Origin of the sequence: Cohnella laeviribosi DSM 21336 (assembly GCF_000378425.1) — a bacterium.
In the GTDB taxonomy this organism is placed as follows: Bacteria; Bacillota; Bacilli; order Paenibacillales; family Paenibacillaceae; genus Cohnella; species Cohnella laeviribosi.
Map to the genome: position 1 here is coordinate 1 of NZ_KB899846.1, position 16,688 is coordinate 16,688.

At 60.6% G+C, this 16,688-nt stretch carries 22 protein-coding genes; 20 read left to right on the forward strand and 2 right to left on the reverse strand.

Annotated elements, in window-relative coordinates; genetic code table 11:
• A partial coding sequence (locus tag F560_RS23640; protein WP_019004999.1) for an integrase core domain-containing protein occupies positions 1-260 on the forward strand: 260 nt, incomplete at its 5' end.
• A gap of 729 nt (positions 261-989) precedes the next feature.
• On the opposite strand, the gene F560_RS0118395 is transcribed toward F560_RS23640, so the two are convergent.
• Together F560_RS0118395 and comA are read right to left on the reverse strand one after the other, a co-directional pair.
• Positions 990-1,448, reverse strand: a complete 459-nt coding sequence (locus tag F560_RS0118395; protein WP_019007230.1) for a DUF441 domain-containing protein — start codon at positions 1,446-1,448, stop codon at positions 990-992.
• Between the two features lie 196 nt (positions 1,449-1,644).
• Entirely contained in the window at positions 1,645-2,463 is an 819-nt protein-coding gene (gene comA / locus F560_RS0118400; protein WP_019007231.1) for a phosphosulfolactate synthase, read from the reverse strand.
• 183 nt (positions 2,464-2,646) lie between these two features.
• Here comA and F560_RS0118405 point away from each other — a divergent pair, with 183 nt between their 5' ends.
• The 19 genes from F560_RS0118405 (at position 2,647) to F560_RS0118495 (ending at position 16,575) form a co-directional block, all read left to right on the forward strand.
• Complete coding sequence (locus F560_RS0118405; RefSeq protein ID WP_019007232.1) at positions 2,647-2,910, forward strand: YqhV family protein; 264 nt, start codon at positions 2,647-2,649, stop codon at positions 2,908-2,910.
• A gap of 105 nt (positions 2,911-3,015) precedes the next feature.
• Entirely contained in the window at positions 3,016-4,164 is a 1,149-nt protein-coding gene (gene spoIIIAA, locus F560_RS23645; protein ID WP_019007233.1) for a stage III sporulation protein AA, read from the forward strand.
• Entirely contained in the window at positions 4,157-4,675 is a 519-nt protein-coding gene (gene spoIIIAB / locus F560_RS0118415) for a stage III sporulation protein SpoIIIAB (protein ID WP_019007234.1), read from the forward strand. The genes spoIIIAA and spoIIIAB overlap by 8 nt, the downstream gene beginning before the upstream one ends.
• Before the next feature lie 16 nt (positions 4,676-4,691).
• Positions 4,692-4,895: a stage III sporulation protein AC gene (spoIIIAC, locus tag F560_RS0118420; RefSeq protein WP_019007235.1), complete on the forward strand. Its 204-nt coding sequence runs from the start codon at positions 4,692-4,694 to the stop codon at positions 4,893-4,895.
• Positions 4,896-4,925: 30 nt separating this feature from the next.
• Positions 4,926-5,315, forward strand: a complete 390-nt coding sequence (spoIIIAD, locus tag F560_RS0118425; RefSeq protein ID WP_026298387.1) for a stage III sporulation protein AD — start codon at positions 4,926-4,928, stop codon at positions 5,313-5,315.
• Between the two features lie 25 nt (positions 5,316-5,340).
• Positions 5,341-6,663, forward strand: coding sequence for a stage III sporulation protein AE (gene spoIIIAE / locus F560_RS0118430; protein ID WP_019007237.1), 1,323 nt, complete (start codon positions 5,341-5,343; stop codon positions 6,661-6,663).
• A 21-nt stretch (positions 6,664-6,684) separates the two neighbouring features.
• Positions 6,685-7,401, forward strand: a complete 717-nt coding sequence (gene spoIIIAF / locus F560_RS0118435) for a stage III sporulation protein AF (protein ID WP_019007238.1) — start codon at positions 6,685-6,687, stop codon at positions 7,399-7,401.
• An 11-nt stretch (positions 7,402-7,412) separates the two neighbouring features.
• On the forward strand, positions 7,413-8,060 hold the full coding sequence (gene spoIIIAG / locus F560_RS0118440; RefSeq protein ID WP_019007239.1) for a stage III sporulation protein AG: 648 nt from the start codon (positions 7,413-7,415) through the stop codon (positions 8,058-8,060).
• Between the two features lie 68 nt (positions 8,061-8,128).
• Positions 8,129-8,860 (forward strand): SpoIIIAH-like family protein, encoded by a 732-nt coding sequence (locus F560_RS0118445; RefSeq protein WP_019007240.1) that lies wholly within the window; start codon positions 8,129-8,131, stop codon positions 8,858-8,860.
• Positions 8,861-9,042: 182 nt separating this feature from the next.
• Entirely contained in the window at positions 9,043-9,540 is a 498-nt protein-coding gene (accB, locus tag F560_RS0118450; RefSeq protein ID WP_019007241.1) for an acetyl-CoA carboxylase biotin carboxyl carrier protein, read from the forward strand.
• 56 nt (positions 9,541-9,596) lie between these two features.
• Positions 9,597-10,958, forward strand: coding sequence for an acetyl-CoA carboxylase biotin carboxylase subunit (gene accC / locus F560_RS0118455; protein ID WP_019007242.1), 1,362 nt, complete (start codon positions 9,597-9,599; stop codon positions 10,956-10,958).
• A 129-nt stretch (positions 10,959-11,087) separates the two neighbouring features.
• Entirely contained in the window at positions 11,088-11,495 is a 408-nt protein-coding gene (locus F560_RS0118460) for an Asp23/Gls24 family envelope stress response protein (RefSeq protein WP_019007243.1), read from the forward strand.
• 145 nt (positions 11,496-11,640) lie between these two features.
• Positions 11,641-12,204 (forward strand): alkaline shock response membrane anchor protein AmaP, encoded by a 564-nt coding sequence (gene amaP / locus F560_RS0118465; protein ID WP_019007244.1) that lies wholly within the window; start codon positions 11,641-11,643, stop codon positions 12,202-12,204.
• Positions 12,205-12,219: 15 nt separating this feature from the next.
• Positions 12,220-12,450, forward strand: a complete 231-nt coding sequence (locus F560_RS0118470; protein ID WP_019007245.1) for a DUF2273 domain-containing protein — start codon at positions 12,220-12,222, stop codon at positions 12,448-12,450.
• A 102-nt stretch (positions 12,451-12,552) separates the two neighbouring features.
• Positions 12,553-13,053: a transcription antitermination factor NusB gene (gene nusB, locus F560_RS0118475; RefSeq protein ID WP_019007246.1), complete on the forward strand. Its 501-nt coding sequence runs from the start codon at positions 12,553-12,555 to the stop codon at positions 13,051-13,053.
• On the forward strand, positions 13,050-13,907 hold the full coding sequence (folD, locus tag F560_RS0118480) for a bifunctional methylenetetrahydrofolate dehydrogenase/methenyltetrahydrofolate cyclohydrolase FolD (protein WP_019007247.1): 858 nt from the start codon (positions 13,050-13,052) through the stop codon (positions 13,905-13,907). The genes nusB and folD overlap by 4 nt, the downstream gene beginning before the upstream one ends.
• Positions 13,908-13,988: 81 nt before the next feature.
• The gene (gene xseA / locus F560_RS0118485; protein ID WP_019007248.1) at positions 13,989-15,353 is read left to right on the forward strand and encodes an exodeoxyribonuclease VII large subunit; all 1,365 of its coding nucleotides are present in this window, start codon (positions 13,989-13,991) and stop codon (positions 15,351-15,353) included.
• Entirely contained in the window at positions 15,343-15,657 is a 315-nt protein-coding gene (gene xseB / locus F560_RS0118490; RefSeq protein WP_019007249.1) for an exodeoxyribonuclease VII small subunit, read from the forward strand. The genes xseA and xseB overlap by 11 nt, the downstream gene beginning before the upstream one ends.
• Before the next feature lie 6 nt (positions 15,658-15,663).
• Complete coding sequence (locus F560_RS0118495) at positions 15,664-16,575, forward strand: polyprenyl synthetase family protein (RefSeq protein ID WP_019007250.1); 912 nt, start codon at positions 15,664-15,666, stop codon at positions 16,573-16,575.
• Positions 16,576-16,688: the final 113 nt, after the last annotated feature.

Consider the following 16,688-nt stretch of genomic DNA (forward strand, 5'->3'; position numbering starts at 1 on the left):
GACTGGAGTCGAACCAAATGATTGGCAGCATGAGTCGCAAGGGCAACTGTTACGACAATGCCTGCATCGAATCTTTCCACAGCGTTCTCAAGAAAGAGCTCATTTACCAAACGAAATTTAACACTCGTAAACAGGCGTATGATGCGATTTACGAGTACATTGAATTGGAGTATAACCGCATCCGTATCCATTCGTCGATCGGTTATCTGACTCCGTATTTGTACGAAAAAAGGTACTATGAGCAACTCCAGGCAGGATAAAAGTTGTGTCCACTTTCTTGACAGTGATCCAATTTGGCAAGAAAAACGAATGGTTGCGGACAGGAGATCCGTTAATCCCCCGGAAAACCGTAAAAAGGCGCAAGTTTTGCGTGAATAGCGGAACCTGTGTCCGGAGTTTCTCGATTCCAGCGGTTTTTGGGCCGTATAACGGAACGGTGGTCCGATGTTCCCGGACAAACGGGTTTACGAACGGGTTTGCGGAGGGGGTTGCGGAAGGCCGGACCCCAATCGCAAAACGGCCCCTGCCGATACCCGCTCACCTGGGAGCGTCAAGGGATCGGCAAGAGCCGTATCCCTCCGGAGCCGCGATCCGCCGTTGGCCAGATGCCGCAAGATGCAAACCAGCGGACAGCCGGCAAGCCCGGACGCGCATCGGACGGAACGCGTTCCCATCCTTTCGGGGACGGTGCCCGGTAAATATCCGCACCCAGGAAAGCCGGCTTGCCGACCCTGTCCCTATAGCCTCGTCCGATATCCGCGAAAAAGCAAGGAATTCTCGGATATCTCCATTTTTGACGGTGCAGATTCCAGATTTAAGGGGCTGAACCGATGTAGCGTACTGGGCGGACTACATGGCGGCTGAGCAGCACGGACGGGGGCGATGAAAGGCAACGGACCTGAGCGAAAGGGATACCGAAGCTAAGTGTAGTCAAAGAGGAACGCCCTGAACGGAGGGGATACCGAAGCAAAAGGGCGATTTTCGGCAGTCTACTTCTCCGCGAAGAACTGGAAGATCTTCAGGAACAAGGCCGTAATCCCGGCGGCCATGAGCGGTCCCACGGGGATGCCGCGCAAAAAGATAATGCCGAAAATCGAGCCGATCACAAGCCCGACAATGAGCTGCGGATCGATTTTGAGCAAATCCAGCCCCTTGCCGTTCATATAGGTCGCGAGGGCTCCGCCCAGCAGCGCAACCCAGCCTGTCCAGCTCGTGAACGCGTTAAGCACGTCTTTCAGCTGCACGCGCCCGGTCGCAAACGGAACGAGCACCGCCATCGTGAGGAACAGCAGTCCCAATTCCAAACCGCGCCGCTCGATGGCCGGCAGATAGCGTTCCAGATGAATAAGCTTGACAATCAGCAGAACGCATGCCGCTGTCGTGATGATCGGCGAGCGGCCGATCAACCCGATGATGATTAACCCTACCAGCACGATATCCCCGTTCAATGACCGCCACGCTCCCACATCATTCCATATTAAAAAGGGTCCCTGCATTAGTTTACTGAACGGGCGCTTGAGCTAGAACAAGCCTCGCAAACCTGAAGAAAACCCCGCAACAGGAACCGGCCCCGGAGCCGCCATTGTGCGGCCTCGGGGCTTTGCGTTCTTCTCGAGGGGGGCAGGTTCGTTCGCGGTTTACACGCTAAATGACATAATCCGCAATCGTCCGGTGCAGGCAGAACGTATCGGACCGGAGTCCCCGCCTCATCGTCTCGAGCGCGAACGCATCCTGCGGATGAATATTGCCCAGGTTGGCGCCGGGCCCGACGATGCGAAGCAGCGCAGCCTGCTGGTCCTTTTGGGGAGCCTCCCACAATATCTTGGTTGGATCCGGCAACCGTTTCAGCAGCAGCCGAAGTTCTTCCTCGCGGCATTCGCCGCGATCGTCGAACAGTCCCACGCCGTTTCCGGATTCCCTCGCCTCAACCGTGACAAGCTCCGCCCCCAACCGCAGATCGCGTTCCGCCGTCCGGCAAAGATCGTCGATGTCGAGGCGGGAACCGCGCGTTTTTTTTCCGTATTCCGTAAACACCCTAAGCCCCAGCGAACGCGCCTCGCGGATCAATTCGTCCCGCTGGGCCCGGGTTAGCGGAATCGTCCCGTCCGAAAGCTCGACGCCGTCAAAACCGAGACCTATCACCGAACCGAAAAAGTCGGATACCACATCATGCCGGAAAGCCGCCTCCAGCAACGTTCCGCCGGGGAACGCGGCAATGCCGGCTTTTTTGGCTTGCGCGATTTTTTCCCTGAGCAGGGGAGCCGGATAAAGCGAGGAAGTGCCGAAGCCGAACTTGATCAAGTCGACGTAATCGGCGGAAGTGGCCAGCAGATCGTAAAAAGCGTTCGGGCCGAGCCCCTTGTCGATGACCATCGTCAAGCCGGAAACGCGGGGCTTTGCTCCGCGGCTGTCGCTTGGATCCGTTAGGATCGGATGCCATGGCGAGCCGATTATCGATTTCATTTGCCATTCTCCTTTTGAAAGGTTGTGATCGGTGTGCAATGGCAATATATGACGCTGCGATTGGGCAGGTGCCTCCTTGCAGCTTCGTCCGGCAGCGATTTTTGCCGCGGAATCGGTCCTGTTTGTCCGGCAGGGCGCATACACTGCAACATGGACAACTCTTTGCCGGAAGGAGGCTTTCGGATGGACAAATCCGTCTTCGGCATGGCTTTGCTGCGGCTGCTTTCGGGAAGCATCGAACTTACGGCCGCCCTTGTGATGCTGAAATTTAACGATATCCAGAAGGCGCTTGCCGTAAACTCGATGCTTGCGTTTGTCGGGCCGTTCGTGCTGGTCGCCACGACGACCATCGGTCTTGTCGGAATCGCGGATAAGCTGTCCCCGGCCCGGTTCGTTTGGGTGGCGGCGGGCGTGGCTTGTCTTTTGATCGGCGTTTTAAAAAAGTGATGCGCGGAACCGCGGTGAATTGGGGACAAGATGACATAATCGCTTCGTACAAGCATAGATATGAATCAGAAATGGACAACGTCTCGAAAAAAAGGGGGATTCCCGATGCCGCCCAATTGGCTGGAGTTGATGCCGTCCGCCGTTCGCGCTATTTTGGCAAGCTTGCCGGAATCGGTAGCCGGGACATTGGAGGAAATCCGGATTCGGGAAAATCGTCCGCTTGAGATCGGTTATGGAGGGCGCTACGGATTCGTCGGTCCCGGCGGCGAAGTCACCGGCGACCACCGCTCGGCCTACAAGCCGGATCGGGAGCAATGCAGGGCGCTGCTGGAAAGGGTGACGAATCATTCGCTATACGCGGTGGAGGAAGAACTGCGGAGAGGTTACGTGACGGTCGCCGGCGGGCACCGGATCGGCCTGGCCGGCAGAACCGCGGTGGAAGCCGGAGCCGTTCGCCATATAAGGGATGTTGCGGGATTTAACATCCGCATCGCGCGCGCCAGGGTCGGATGCGCGGCCGCCGTTCTGCCCCGGCTGCTGGATCCGGCTGCGCGCACGATCAAGCATACGCTGATCGTCTCCCCTCCGCAGCACGGGAAAACGACGCTGCTGCGCGACATGGCGCGGGCCATCAGTTCCGGGGAGTGGCAGCATCCGCAGGCGGCGGGCTGGGGCGGCCGCAAAGTCGGCATTGTGGACGAGCGGTCGGAAATCGCCGCTTGCGAAAGGGGAGTTCCGACGTTCGACCTCGGGCCCCGGACCGATGTGCTCGACGCCTGCCCGAAAGCCGAAGGGATCATGATGCTGATCCGGTCGATGTCTCCGGAAGTCGTCGTCGTCGACGAGATCGGCCGGAGCGAGGACGCCTATGCGTTAAGAGAAGCGCTGCATGCGGGCGTTCGGGTGCTCGCGACGGCCCATGCGTCCGACCTTCGCGACGTCTTCATGCGTCCGGTCCTTTCGGAGCTGGCGAGGGAGGGCGTATTCGGCGCTTACGTGCTGCTCGCCCGCAGCGGCGACAAGGTCGCGCATCGCGTCTATTCGGGACGCGAAGCCGAAGAGGAGCTGCGCCGGAGCGGATCGCGCTCCGGCGCGTCGCCGCGGGACGCGCCGCCGGAGGCGGAACGGGCGGATGCCGGGCACGCCGGCGCGTCCGGAGGATGGATTAGGGCCGCCGGGCCGGCACGGCCGCGTCCGTCGATCCGATCCCCGGCGGGAGCGGAAGCGGCGGGGCGGGAGGGAGGCTATGCTTAAGCTGGTCGGAGCGGCGCTTGTGCTTTTCGCCGGCACGATGCTTGGCTTTCTTCAGGCGGCCCGGTTCGCGGAACGCCCCCGCCAAATCCGTCATCTGCTTCACGCGCTTCAGCGGATGGAGACCGAGATCGGCTACGGGCAAACGCCGCTGCCGGACGCGCTTGAACGCATCTCGGCCCTCATGCCTCCGCCTCTGGCCGGATTGTTCGCGGGTACGGCGGCCCGGCTGCGCAGCGGTTCGGGACTTACGGTGCGGGAATGCTGGGAAAGCTCGCTGCAGGAAGGGTGGCCGGCGACCGCGATGCGCGCCGGGGAAAAGGATGCGCTGATGCGGCTGGGCGCGTCCCTGGGCGGAAGCGGCAGGGAAGACCAGTTGAAGCATATGCGGCTTGCCGCGCTGCAGCTGCAAGCGGAAGAAGCGGCCGCAAGGGAAGATCAGGAGCGCTACGAAAAGCTGTGCCGCAATCTGGGAGTGCTGGGGGCGGCTCTGGTCGTCATCCTGATGGTGTAGCAGGGAGGCCGTATTCATGAACATCGACGTCAGCACCATATTTCAGATTGCCGGCATCGGCATTATCGTCGCCATGATCCACACCGTGCTGAAGCAGATGGGAAAGGAAGACATGGCGCATTGGGTAACGGTTATCGGATTTGTCGTCGTGCTGTTTATGGTGGTCAGGTTGTTGAACGACTTGTTCCAGGAGATCAAGACGATATTCCTGTTTCAGTGACCAAGAGGCGGGAGCAAGCGGGTGAGGACGGTGGACATCCTTCAAATCGTAGGCATCGGGCTGCTGGTGACCGTTCTCATCCTGGTCATCCGGGAGCAAAAGCCGATGTTTGCCTTCTTGCTCGCGGCATTCGTCGGCGTGGCGATCTTTCTCGTCATGATCGGAAAAATCGAGGGCGTCGTCACGGTGCTCGAAGACCTTGCGGAACGGTCGGGCATTTCGTCGGTGTACCTCAAGACGATGCTCAAAATCATCGGCATCGCCTACATTGCGGAATTCGGCGCGCAGATCGTGCGCGATGCCGGGCTTGAGAGCGTCGCCTCCAAAATCGAGTTCGCGGGCAAGATTCTGATTCTGGTGATGGCGGTGCCGATTATCAGCGTGCTGATCGAGACGGTTTTGAATCTGCTGCCGGCTTGAGGCGAAGCGGGGACGGGAGGGAACGATGCGATACGGGGCGCTTCACGACAAAAAATCCGCCTGGGCGCCGCTGCTGCTGCTGTTCATGGCATTCGCGCTGTCCTTGCTCCCCGATTCCGCGCCCGCTTATGCCGCTCCCGATGACGGGCCTTCCGCCGCCGAGGGCGGACCGGCCGATGCGGCCAACGCTCGCGCCGACGCGCAGGCGGAAACCGGCCGGACGCCGGCGGACGGCAGACCGGATGCCGGAGGGCTGGCCGGGGAACTGGCGGAACAGCAGGCCGGAGACATCGACCTGGGGCAGATCGAGTTATTTTGGAACAAGCTCAAAGGGGAATACGGAGGGTACTTTCCGGACGGACAGGTCCCGGAGCTTAAGCAGCTGATGTTTCCCGAAGGAAAAGGATGGAGCGTCGGACAGGCGCTTGGCGGTCTGGTCCGGTATTTCCTGCACGAGCTGCTGTACAGCGGCAAGCTGGTGGTGACGATCGTCCTGCTGTCGGTTTTCGCCATGATCCTCGAGACGATGCAGAACGCCTTCGAACGCAATACCGTCAGCCGGGTCGCGTACTCGATCGCATACATGGTACTGCTCATCATCGCCGTCAACAGCTTCCGCAACGCCACGTCCTACGCCGAAGAAGCGATCGGCAACATGGTTCAGTTCATGCTTGCGATGATTCCGCTGCTGCTTACGCTTCTGGCCAGCACGGGCGGGGTGACGACGGTGGCGGTCATGCACCCGCTCATCGTCTTCATGATCCATTCGATCGGCACGCTTATTCACTTGGTCGTGTTCCCGCTGCTGTTCTTTTCGGCCGTGCTGCATTTGGCCAGCGCCGTATCGGACCGGTACAAGGTGACGCAGCTCGCCAATTTGCTGCGCAGCATCAGCGTCGGGATGCTCGGCGTCCTGCTGACGCTGTTCCTGGGCGTGCTTTCGGTCCAGGGAGCGACCGGGGCGGTGGCGGACGGCATCGTGCTCAAAACGACCAAGTTCGTAACGAGCAATTTCGTGCCGGTCGTCGGCCGGGTGTTCTCGGATGCGGCGGACACGGTGCTGTCGGCAAGCCTGCTTGTCAAAAACGCGGTCGGGCTTGCGGGCGTCATCATCCTCCTCTTCCTGTGCGCGTTTCCCGCGGTCAAAATTTTGACGCTTGCGCTCATCTACAATTTGTCTGCGGCGGTCATGCAGCCGCTCGGCGACACGCCGATCGTCGGCTGCCTGCAAACGATCGGGAAAACGCTCATCTACGTATTTGCGACGCTCGCTTCGGTCGGCTTGATGTTCTTCCTGGCCGTTACGATCATTCTGACGGCCGGCAACGCTTCGGTTATGCTTCGCTGACCGCGGGCAAGGAGGTGGAACATGATCGACGCGCTGGCCAGGTGGCTTCAGCAAATTATCGCCGTGGTGCTGTTGGCTTCGCTAGCCGACCTGCTTTTGCCGAACCGGGTGATGCAGCGGTACGTCCGGCTCGTGGCGGGACTGTTCATCCTGTTGACGCTGATTACGCCGCTTCTGCAATGGACGAGAGGGGATTTCGACACCAAGCTGGCTGCCGGAATCGAATCGGCGCTGCGTTCGCCGCAATCGGACGAGGACGAATTGAACCGCATCCGGGAAGACGGCGAGCGTCTGCAGGCGGTATGGACGGGACGGGCGGAGAACCTTGCGGCCGAGCGGCTTGCCGCGGAAATCCGAAACGAAGTGGAGCAGGCCGAGGGGGTGAACGTTCGCCGGGTGGAGGTAAACGTCGGGAAGTCTGCGCAAGGAGAGCGGCAGGTTGAAAGCGTGACGGTCGTGCTGTCCGCCGCGTCCGAGCAGGCTTCCGCCGGCGGCAGACGCAGCCGCGCGATCGCGGACGTCGAGCCGGTTGCGCCCGTCAACGTCGACATCGGGGTTCCGGCGCCGTCCGGCAGTTCCGAAAGCGGCGGGATCGGCGCCGAAGCCGGCGAACAACCGGCGGCGGACCGGCAGACGCAGCTGAGGATCGCCGCGCTGGTGGCCAGCCGGTTCGGCCTTACAGCGGATCATGTATCGGTCGTTCGGGAAACGGATCCGAAAGACGGCAATTCGGGATAAGGGGGTGTTCCATGGCAAAATGGCTGCAGCAGCTGGAATCGTTCATTGGAGGAGGGCCGGGAGGGCCGCGCCGCATCAAGGCGTTCCGGTGGCTTGTGCTGATTGGGCTGATCGGAGCCGCCCTGATTCTTATCGCTTCCTTTCTTAACATCAAGCCCGTCGACCCGGCGCGCGACCAGGACTACAGGCCGCTTGGCGACAGCGATATGCAGGAGCAGCAGGCGCTGCCGGCCGGCGGCGCGCGCAGCGACGATCCGTTCGCCGAGATCGAATCGACGCTGGAGAACCGGCTGAAGGAGCTGCTCGAGAACATGGTCGGCGTCGGAACCGTGGACGTCATGGTGACGGTCGACTCGACGGAGGAAACGGTCGTGCAGCAGAACGAGCGGGAAACCTCGGCGATTACGGACGAAACCGACCGCAACGGAGCGAAGCGGCATATTACCGATATATCGCGGGACGGCCAGGTCGTCCTCTATGAAGTATCCGGCAATCAAACGCCGATCGTCGTCAAAAAGATCAAACCCAAGATAAGAGGGGTGCTCATTGTGGCCAAAGGCGGGGAGAACGCCACGGTTCACAAGCTGATCGCCGAAGCGGTATCCAAGGGGCTTGACGTGCCGATTCACCGGATTTCCGTCGTCCCCCGCAAGCAATAGCCAAGGCGCGGCAAGCGCATGCGGGCCAACGCCCGGCTTCACCAAATTACGAGGAGGAACTGAAGAGCATGAACAACAAACGGCAAACGATTTGGCTGGTATCGATGCTGAGTTTGATGGTCATTTTGTCGGCTTATTACCTGTTTACGGAGGACGTGACTCCGGCCGGCCAGACGGCCAAGCAGGCGGAAGGGTACACGCTGCCCGGCGACGAGGGAACCGGGGTGGAAATTACGGAAGTCGACGGCGACAACGCGCAAAAGACGGATACCGGCACCGGCGCTTCCGCCGATTCGCCGCAAGCGTCGGAGGAGCCGGCCCAATCGGAAGATCCGGCTTCCGGCCAACCATCGGCGGAAGCGGACGGGGCCAACGCGGAGTCCGCGCCGGAAAGCGATTCCGGCAAGCAGGATGACGAAGCGGTGCTGCAGGGGCTGAACAATTTGTCCGGAAGGGAATACATCGACCGGATCGCCCTGGAGCGGATGGAAAATTACTCGAAGCAGCAGGAAGAACTGAACGCCATTATCGCCGATACGAAAAACCATACGCCGGAAGAAGCCCAGGAAGCGATGGAAAAGCTGAGCCTTCTCGACGCCACCGAAGAGCGCATCACTTCCCTGGAAGAAAAGCTGCTCGCCGACTACGGCAATGCGGTCGTCGAAGAGGAGGACAACAACTTCAAGGTCGTCGTCGAAGCCGACAAGCTGGAGAAAAGCCAAGCCGTCAAAATCGTCGAGCTGGCCATGAAGGAGCTGAACGTCTCCCCCGACCGGCTGACCGTGCAATATATTCCCTGACAGCCCCGCCCCGGATCGGGAACCCGAATTCCGCGGCCGGAAAGCCTGGAGCCCGAAGAGTCCGGTTCTGCCGGGCTCTTTCCATTTCACTCGAATGTGATATAATAGCTTCGTTATGGGAACGTACAAGCTTCAAAACGAATATGGCCTGCAAGGGAACCCCGAGCCAAGGAGTGTCCGCAATGTTTAAACTTAGCGAAATCAAAGAATTGATTAAATTGGTGGATCAAACCTCCGTTCAAGAATTGGAAATCGAAAACGAAGGCGCGCGTCTTGCCATCCGCAAGCCGGGCCGGACGGAAGTGGTCAACGTGCAGACGGCGCCTGCGCCGGCTACATATGTGCCTGCCGCCGCGCCGGCGGCGGCTCCCGCGCCCGCGGCCGCAGCCGCTCCGGCTCCGGCCGAAGCGCCCAAGAAGGAAGCGGACGACCGCGAAGGGCTTCATACGATCGTCTCCCCGATGGTCGGAACCTTTTACCGCGCGCCGTCGCCCGATGCGCCAAGTTTCGTCAACAAGGGCGACAAAGTGACGGAGAAGACCGTCGTCTGCATTTTGGAAGCGATGAAGCTGATGAATCCTTTGGAAGCGGAAGTCAGAGGCGAGATCGTCGATATTCTGGTCGAGAACGGCCAACTGGTCGAATTCGGACAACCGCTCTTCCTCGTCAAACCGGAATAAAAGACATCCGGCTTTAACCGTTGTCAGCCGGTTACAACGAAAGGGGATCTCCTGTTTTGAAAATCCAAAAAATTTTGGTGTCCAACCGCGGCGAGATTGCCGTTCGCATCATCAGGGCGTGCCGGGAGCTCGGCATTTCGACCGTGGCGGTGTACTCCGAAGCCGACCGCGACTCGCTGCATGTCCGGCTGGCGGATGAGGCTTACTGCATCGGACCGACGGCCTCCAAAGACAGCTATTTGAATTTCACCAACATCATGAGCGTGGCGACGTTGACGGAATGCGACGCCATCCATCCGGGATATGGATTTCTGGCCGAGAACGCCGATTTTGCGGATATTTGCGAAAGCTGCAACATCACGTTTATCGGTCCGTCTTCCGAAGCGATCAGCAAGATGGGCGACAAGTCCGTTGCGAAGCAAACGATGAAGGAGGCCGACGTTCCGGTCGTTCCCGGCTCGGACGGGTTGGTCGAGGACCTGGACGAAGCGGTTCGGGTGGCGCGGGAGATCGGTTACCCGGTCATCATCAAGGCTACGGCCGGGGGCGGCGGAAGGGGCATCCGGCTTGCGGAAAACGAGGAAATGCTCATCCGGGAAATTACGACCGCCCAGCAGGAAGCGGAGAAAGCGTTCGGCAATTCCGGCGTATACCTCGAGAAATATTTGACCGGCATGAAGCACGTCGAAATTCAGGTGATCGCCGACAAGCACGGCAACGTCGTGCATCTTGGCGAGCGCGACTGCTCGGTGCAGCGCCGCCGGCAGAAGCTGGTCGAAGAAGCTCCCTGCCCGGTGATGACGCCCGCCTTGCGGGAACGGATGGGCCAGGCGGCCATTCGCGCGGCCAAAGCCGTCAATTACTGCGGCGCGGGGACGGTCGAATTTTTGCTCGGGCCCGACGGGCAATTTTATTTCATGGAAATGAACACCCGGATTCAGGTCGAACACCCCGTTACGGAGATGGTCACGGGCATCGACCTGATCAAGGAAATGATTTTGATCGCGGAAGGCGAGCCTCTCTCGTTCACGCAGGAAGACGTCAAGTGGGACGGCTGGGCGATCGAGTTCCGCATCAATGCCGAGGACCCGGACCGCAATTTCATGCCGTCTCCGGGACGCATCGGCTTTTATTTGCCGCCGGGAGGACCCGGTGTGCGGGTGGACAGCGCCGTCTATCCGCAGTACATGATTACGCCTCATTACGATTCGATGGTCGCCAAGCTGATCGTCTGGGCGCCGACCCGCAGCGAAGCGATCGCGCGCGGACGGCGGGCGCTGGCCGAGTTTTTCGTGGAAGGCGTCAAGACGACCATTCCGTTCCATTTGAAGCTGCTTGACCATCCGATTTTCCAAAAAGGCACTTTCGATATCAAGTTCCTCGAAGAACACGATATTCATCATCCGGGTTTGTCATAATCACCGCGCAATGCTATAGTATGGATAATAAAGAGAATGCCTGGCCGAGGGAACGGCTTGCGGCATTCTCTTCCGAAGATCCAGATTTTCGGCAGGGTTGCACACATTGATAAGGAGGTGGATTGACGAATGGAGACGTTGGTGACGGATTACGAACGTACCGAGATGGGAACCATTCAAATCGCTCCGGAAGTCATTGAAGTTATTGCCGGGCTTGCGACGGTCGAAGTGGACGGCGTAGCGGGAATGAGCGGCGGCATCTCCTCCGGAATTGCTGAACTGTTGGGACGCAAGAACTTGTCCAAAGGCGTTAAAGTCGAAGTGGGTCAGCGCGAAGCGGCCGTCGACGTCAATATCGTGGTCGAATACGGCAGGCGCATACCCGAGATTGCGGCGGAAATTCAGCGCAATGTCAAGCGCTCGATCGAAACGATGACCGGGCTGAACGTGGTCGAAGTAAATGTACATATTCACGACGTCCACTTCAAGGCTCCGGAAAAGACGGAAGAAGAAGAATCGCATGCGCGTGTCCGATAGCGCTCCCGGGCTTTAGTCCGCGGTAAGCGATTTCCGAAAGCGCGGATGGCGGCGCCGTGGCGGCCGATCCTTGAGGGTGGGCCGGACTCCGGCGCCTTTTCGCAAAGCAAGCTCATTCGCGTGTCAGAACTGGAGGAGACTGCCGTTGATCAGAATGTTGGACAGGCTGCTGTTGTTTTTATATACGCTCGCGGTTGGAGCGGCTTCGGTCATCGCCGTCGTCATCGCCTTGGGCGGGTTTGAGACGGAATGGCTCAAACGGTTGGTCGAGGAGGCGGCAGGACAATCCCGTTCGGTTCAGGGGACGGTCGTTGCCGTCGGCGTCGCGCTGTTTGCCGTCAGCCTTCGTCTTTTTGCCGTCTCGTTCCGCCGGAGCGGCGGAGGAGGCGAATCGATCGTCCAGCGGACCGAGCACGGCGACATCCGCATTTCCGTCGATACGATCGAAAACCTGGCGCTCAAGGCGGCGTCGCGTTCCCGCGGAGTCAAGGATTTGCGCGCGCGCGTGCGCGCGTCCGACGCCGGGCTCCAAATCATGATCCGCGCGTTCGTCGACGGGGAGAGCGCGATTCCGGCGCTGTCCGAGGAAATGCAAAAAAACGTATCCGAGCAACTGGAGCAAGCGACCGGCATTCCCGTAGCCGAAGTTTCCGTTTTTATCGCCAATGTGACGCAGTCGCCGACCACGTTCAAAAGCCGTGTGGAATAGGAGGGACGGCCGTCCATGTGGAAAGATTGGCTGGAAGCCTATGGAGGACGGGCGCTTGGCGTTGCGGCGGGGCTTTTTTGCGCGTTCATTTACTTGATCAGCGGCTTTTGGGATATGCTGTTTTGTATACTGCTAGTCGGCTTGGGATATGGGATCGGCTATAACAAAGACAAGAAGCGGGGCCCTCTGTTGCCATGGGACCGGCTGCTCTCCTGGATGTCGGACCGATGGCCGTGGCCGCGTTAATTCACTTGACGATGAAGCCTTCTTGCCCGAGCGGCGCCCGGCGTCGCGTGACCCGCACAGGGTTCGGGCGGGACGGCTCCTCGTTTTTTTTCGGGAGGATTCATGAAGCGCAGATTGGCTAGGGAAATTGCGGTACAAAGCTTGTACCAAATGGAAATGAACGGCGTGGAAGCGCCGGTGGCGGTCGATACCGTCATGGCGGAAGCGCGCGAGGAGAACGAGATCGGCGTCAACCTAAGCGAGCTGGCGGCGATCGACAACTTTACGCGCGAGCTCGTGGCGGGCGTCGCTTCCCGCCGCGAGGAAATCGACCGTTTGCTGGCCCGGTATTTGACGGGCTGGCAGGTGGAACGTCTGTCGCGGGTAGACCGCCAGATTTTGCGTCTGGCCGCTTACGAGCTTGAACACCGGAGGGAAACGCCTCCGAAAGTGGTCATCAACGAGGCGATCGAGCTTGCCAAACGCTTCGGCACGGACGAATCCGGCAAATTCGTCAACGGCGTCCTTGGGCGGATGCTTCGCGAGCGGGAAGGCGGCAAGCAGGCGGCCGCGCCGGGCGCGGAAAACGCGGCCGATTCGATTTCGGAGGGGGAGCAGCAATGAGCGCACAATGGATCGATGGCAAAAAAATTTCCGGCGAAATTCGCGAAGAGATCAAGCAGGAAGTCGCCCGGCTTAAGGAGCGGGGAATCCGCCCGGGACTGGCCGTGGTTCTCGTCGGGGACGACCCGGCGTCGCAGGTGTATGTCCGCAACAAGGCGAGAACGTGCGAGGAGCTCGGCTTTTATTCGGAAGTCCACCGCTTGCCGGCGGAAACGTCCCAGGCCGAACTGCTGGAGCTGGTTGCGCGTCTGAACGGCCAGGATAACGTGCACGGGATTTTGGTGCAGCTTCCGCTTCCGAAGCATATTGAAGAAAAAGCGGTCATCGACGCGATTGCGGTCGAAAAGGATGTCGACGGCTTCCATCCCGTCAGCGTGGGCAACATGGTGATCGGGGATGACGCGCTGCTGCCCTGCACGCCGGCCGGCGTCATCGAACTGTTGAAGCGAAGCGGCCTTTCCGCGGCCGGCAAGCATGCGGTCGTCATCGGCCGGAGCAACATTGTCGGCAAGCCGGTGTCGCTGCTGCTGCAGCGGGAGCATGCGACGGTGACGATGTGCCACTCCCGCACGCCGAATTTGCCGGAGCTGGCCCGTCAGGCGGACATTATCGTCGCGGCGGTCGGCGTGCCGAAGCTGGTCAAGGCGGATTGGGTGAAGCCCGGAGCGGTCGTCATCGATGTCGGCGTGAACCGGCTGCCGGACGGCAAGCTGTGCGGCGACGTCGATTTTGACGAGGTGGCGAAGGTTGCCGGCTGGATTACGCCGGTTCCGGGCGGCGTCGGCCCGATGACGATTACGATGCTGATGAAAAATACGCTGAAAGCTGCGCTTGCCAAAGCGGATCAAGCGTAATCCGGGCGGAGGCGCAGACGGCATGCGCAGGCCGGATGCGGAGACGGTTAACCCGGACTAAGAACGGAAGGGGGCGGCGCGGTGGAACCGGCGCGTGTTCTCAGTATCCGCGATGTCAACCGGTACATCAAGCTGAAGCTGGAAAGCGACGCGAAGCTGCAGGATATCTGGATACGGGGAGAAATCTCCAATTTCACGCATCATTCCAGCGGGCATATGTATTTTACGCTCAAGGACGAGAGCGGCAGACTGAAAAGCATCATGTTCGCCTCTTATAACCAGCGTCTGCCCTTCAGGCCGAAGGACGGCATGAAGGTTCTCGCCAGAGGAGGCGTCTCCGTCTTCGAGCGGGACGGGCAGTATCAGTTTTACGTTACGGCGATGCAGCCGGACGGCGTCGGGAGCCTGTATCTTGCGTTTGAACAGCTGAAGCGGAAGCTGGGGGAAGAAGGGCTGTTCGCCGAGTCGGCCAAACGCCCGATCCCCCGCTACCCGAAGGCGGTCGGCGTCATCACGTCGCCGACGGGGGCGGCGGTGCGGGACATTCTGACGACGATTCGTCGCCGGTTTCCGTCGGTTCCGGTGCTGCTTTATCCCGCGTCGGTTCAGGGCAAGGCCGCTGCGGGGTCGATTGTGCGGGCGATCGAAGCCATGAACCGGCTCGCCGAGGTCGACGTGCTGATCGTCGGACGCGGCGGCGGATCGCTGGAAGAGCTGTGGGCGTTTAACGAGGAGATCGTCGCCCGGGCCATCCGCGCGTCGGCCATCCCGGTCATTTCGGCGGTCGGCCACGAAACGGATTTTACGATCGCCGATTTCGCCGCCGACTTGCGGGCCCCGACGCCGACGGCCGCCGCGGAGCTGGCGGTGCCGCATGCGGCGGAGCTGAAGCAGACGATCGAATCGCTGCGCAAGCGCATGGAGCGGTCGCTTCGGCTCCGGCTTGTCCAGTCCCGCGAGCGCTGGCAGCGTGCGGCGCGGTCGCCCTTCTTCACGCAGCCGAGGCGCGCGCTGCTTGCGCAGGCCGAGCGGCTCGACCGGCTGCGGGACCGGCTGCAGTACCGCGCCGAAGGGCGCTTTGCCCGCGCGCAGGAGATGCACGCCAGGCTGGCGGGGAGGCTGTCCGCCGCAAGCCCCCGGCTGCAGGCGGCGTACTCGCGCCAGCGGGCCGATGCGGCCGCGCGCCGGCTCGGGCACGCCATGCGCGGGGTGCTCAGGCAGCGGCAGGACGCCTTCGGCGCGCTTGTCCGGCAGCTGGACGCGCTCAGTCCGCTCAAGATTATGGCGCGGGGATACAGCCTTGTCTACGACGAAGAGGAAGCGAACATCATCCGGTCGATCAACGAGGTTCAGCCCGGCGACCGGGTGAAAGTGCGTCTGACGGACGGCATGCTGGATTGCCAAGTATGGGGCATGCAGGGGGAGGAGATAACCGATGAGCAATAAACCGGAAGCGGCAGGCGCCGGAGAGCCGGCGGCAAAAGGAAGCGCGGACGCCTTGCAGGCCCTCTCCTTCGAGGAAGCGATGGAGAAGCTGGAAGAAATCGTCTCCCGGCTGGAACACTCCGAGGTTCCGCTGGAGACGGCCATCGAGCTTTACCAGCAGGGGATGGCGCTTTCCAGATTGTGCGGGCAAAAGCTGGAGCAAGTGGAGAAACGCATCGAGATGATCGTAGAGGACGAAAGCGGTTTGCAGCGCAAGCCGTTCGCACCGCTTCAGGGAGACGTTGACGCGGACAAAGGAGAGTAACGACGAGTGACGTTAACAAGCGACATCGGCGAGTATATGCAAAAGCTGCGCGTGCGCGTGGAACGGGAGCTGCGTCAAGCCATACCGGCGCATTGGCGCATTCCGGCGCGGCTTCGGGAGGCGGCCATGTACTCGCTGGAAGCGGGCGGCAAACGGCTTCGCCCGATTCTCGTGCTGGCCTCGGCGGAAAGCGTCGCCGGGGACGAGCGCGTTTACGAAAAGGCGATGCCGTTTGCCGTCGCGGTGGAGATGGTTCATACCTATTCGCTGATCCACGACGATCTGCCGGCAATGGACAACGACGATTTTCGCCGCGGACGTCCGACCAACCACAAGGTGTTCGGAGAGGCAATGGCGATTCTCGCCGGAGACGGCCTGCTGACGCACGCCTTTTACGTCGCCTCTCAGGCGGCGGAAGCGGGGGTGCCGGCCCAGCGGACGCTCGCCGTCGTATCGGAGCTGTCCCGCTTCGCCGGACTGCCCGGCATGGTGGGCGGACAGGCGGACGACATGCTCGGGGAACAAGGATCGACTTCCCTGGAGGAGCTTGAAAATATCCATTTACATAAAACGAGCGACCTGATCGCCTTTTCCCTGCGCGCAGGCGGACACGCGGCGGAAGCCGACGAAGCGCGGCTGCGCGCGCTTGAATTGTTCGGCCGCAACATCGGCCTTGCATTCCAGATTCAGGACGACATTCTGGATGTGATCGGCGACGAAAGCAAGCTCGGCAAGCCGCTGAACAGCGACGAGCGGCAGGGCAAAGTGACCTATCCGTTTTTGCTCGGGCTCGAGGAAAGCCGGCTTCGCGTCGCCAGACTGACCGAGGAAGCGATCGAGGCGGTCAAGTCCGCCGGCTTGGCGAAACCGGATTTGCTGGCCGATATCGCGCGAACGATCATGAACCGGGACCATTAAGGCATTGCAGACTCGGTGCAACATCCCGTTTGCGGGCAACAATAACTGTCTATCGCGGTTGCGTCCGGACCGCATGGGCAGTTTTTTTGTCTCCTGATTTCCAGATTTCAGCA

Excerpts from the sequence above, each read along its gene's own strand:
- spoIIIAA (WP_019007233.1), top strand. The coding sequence starts at position 3,016 with ATGCCGCCCAATTGGCTGGAGTTGATGCCGTCCGCCGTTCGCGCTATT.
- F560_RS0118405 (WP_019007232.1), top strand. The coding sequence starts at position 2,647 with ATGGACAAATCCGTCTTCGGCATGGCTTTGCTGCGGCTGCTTTCGGGA.
- folD (WP_019007247.1), top strand. The coding sequence starts at position 13,050 with ATGAGCGCACAATGGATCGATGGCAAAAAAATTTCCGGCGAAATTCGC.
- xseB (WP_019007249.1), top strand. The coding sequence starts at position 15,343 with ATGAGCAATAAACCGGAAGCGGCAGGCGCCGGAGAGCCGGCGGCAAAA.
- spoIIIAG (WP_019007239.1), top strand. The coding sequence starts at position 7,413 with ATGGCAAAATGGCTGCAGCAGCTGGAATCGTTCATTGGAGGAGGGCCG.
- comA (WP_019007231.1), bottom strand. The coding sequence starts at position 2,463 with ATGAAATCGATAATCGGCTCGCCATGGCATCCGATCCTAACGGATCCA.
- accB (WP_019007241.1), top strand. The coding sequence starts at position 9,043 with ATGTTTAAACTTAGCGAAATCAAAGAATTGATTAAATTGGTGGATCAA.
- spoIIIAB (WP_019007234.1), top strand. The coding sequence starts at position 4,157 with ATGCTTAAGCTGGTCGGAGCGGCGCTTGTGCTTTTCGCCGGCACGATG.
- spoIIIAC (WP_019007235.1), top strand. The coding sequence starts at position 4,692 with ATGAACATCGACGTCAGCACCATATTTCAGATTGCCGGCATCGGCATT.
- F560_RS0118470 (WP_019007245.1), top strand. The coding sequence starts at position 12,220 with ATGTGGAAAGATTGGCTGGAAGCCTATGGAGGACGGGCGCTTGGCGTT.
- spoIIIAF (WP_019007238.1), top strand. The coding sequence starts at position 6,685 with ATGATCGACGCGCTGGCCAGGTGGCTTCAGCAAATTATCGCCGTGGTG.
- nusB (WP_019007246.1), top strand. The coding sequence starts at position 12,553 with ATGAAGCGCAGATTGGCTAGGGAAATTGCGGTACAAAGCTTGTACCAA.
- F560_RS0118445 (WP_019007240.1), top strand. The coding sequence starts at position 8,129 with ATGAACAACAAACGGCAAACGATTTGGCTGGTATCGATGCTGAGTTTG.
- F560_RS0118460 (WP_019007243.1), top strand. The coding sequence starts at position 11,088 with ATGGAGACGTTGGTGACGGATTACGAACGTACCGAGATGGGAACCATT.
- spoIIIAE (WP_019007237.1), top strand. The coding sequence starts at position 5,341 with ATGCGATACGGGGCGCTTCACGACAAAAAATCCGCCTGGGCGCCGCTG.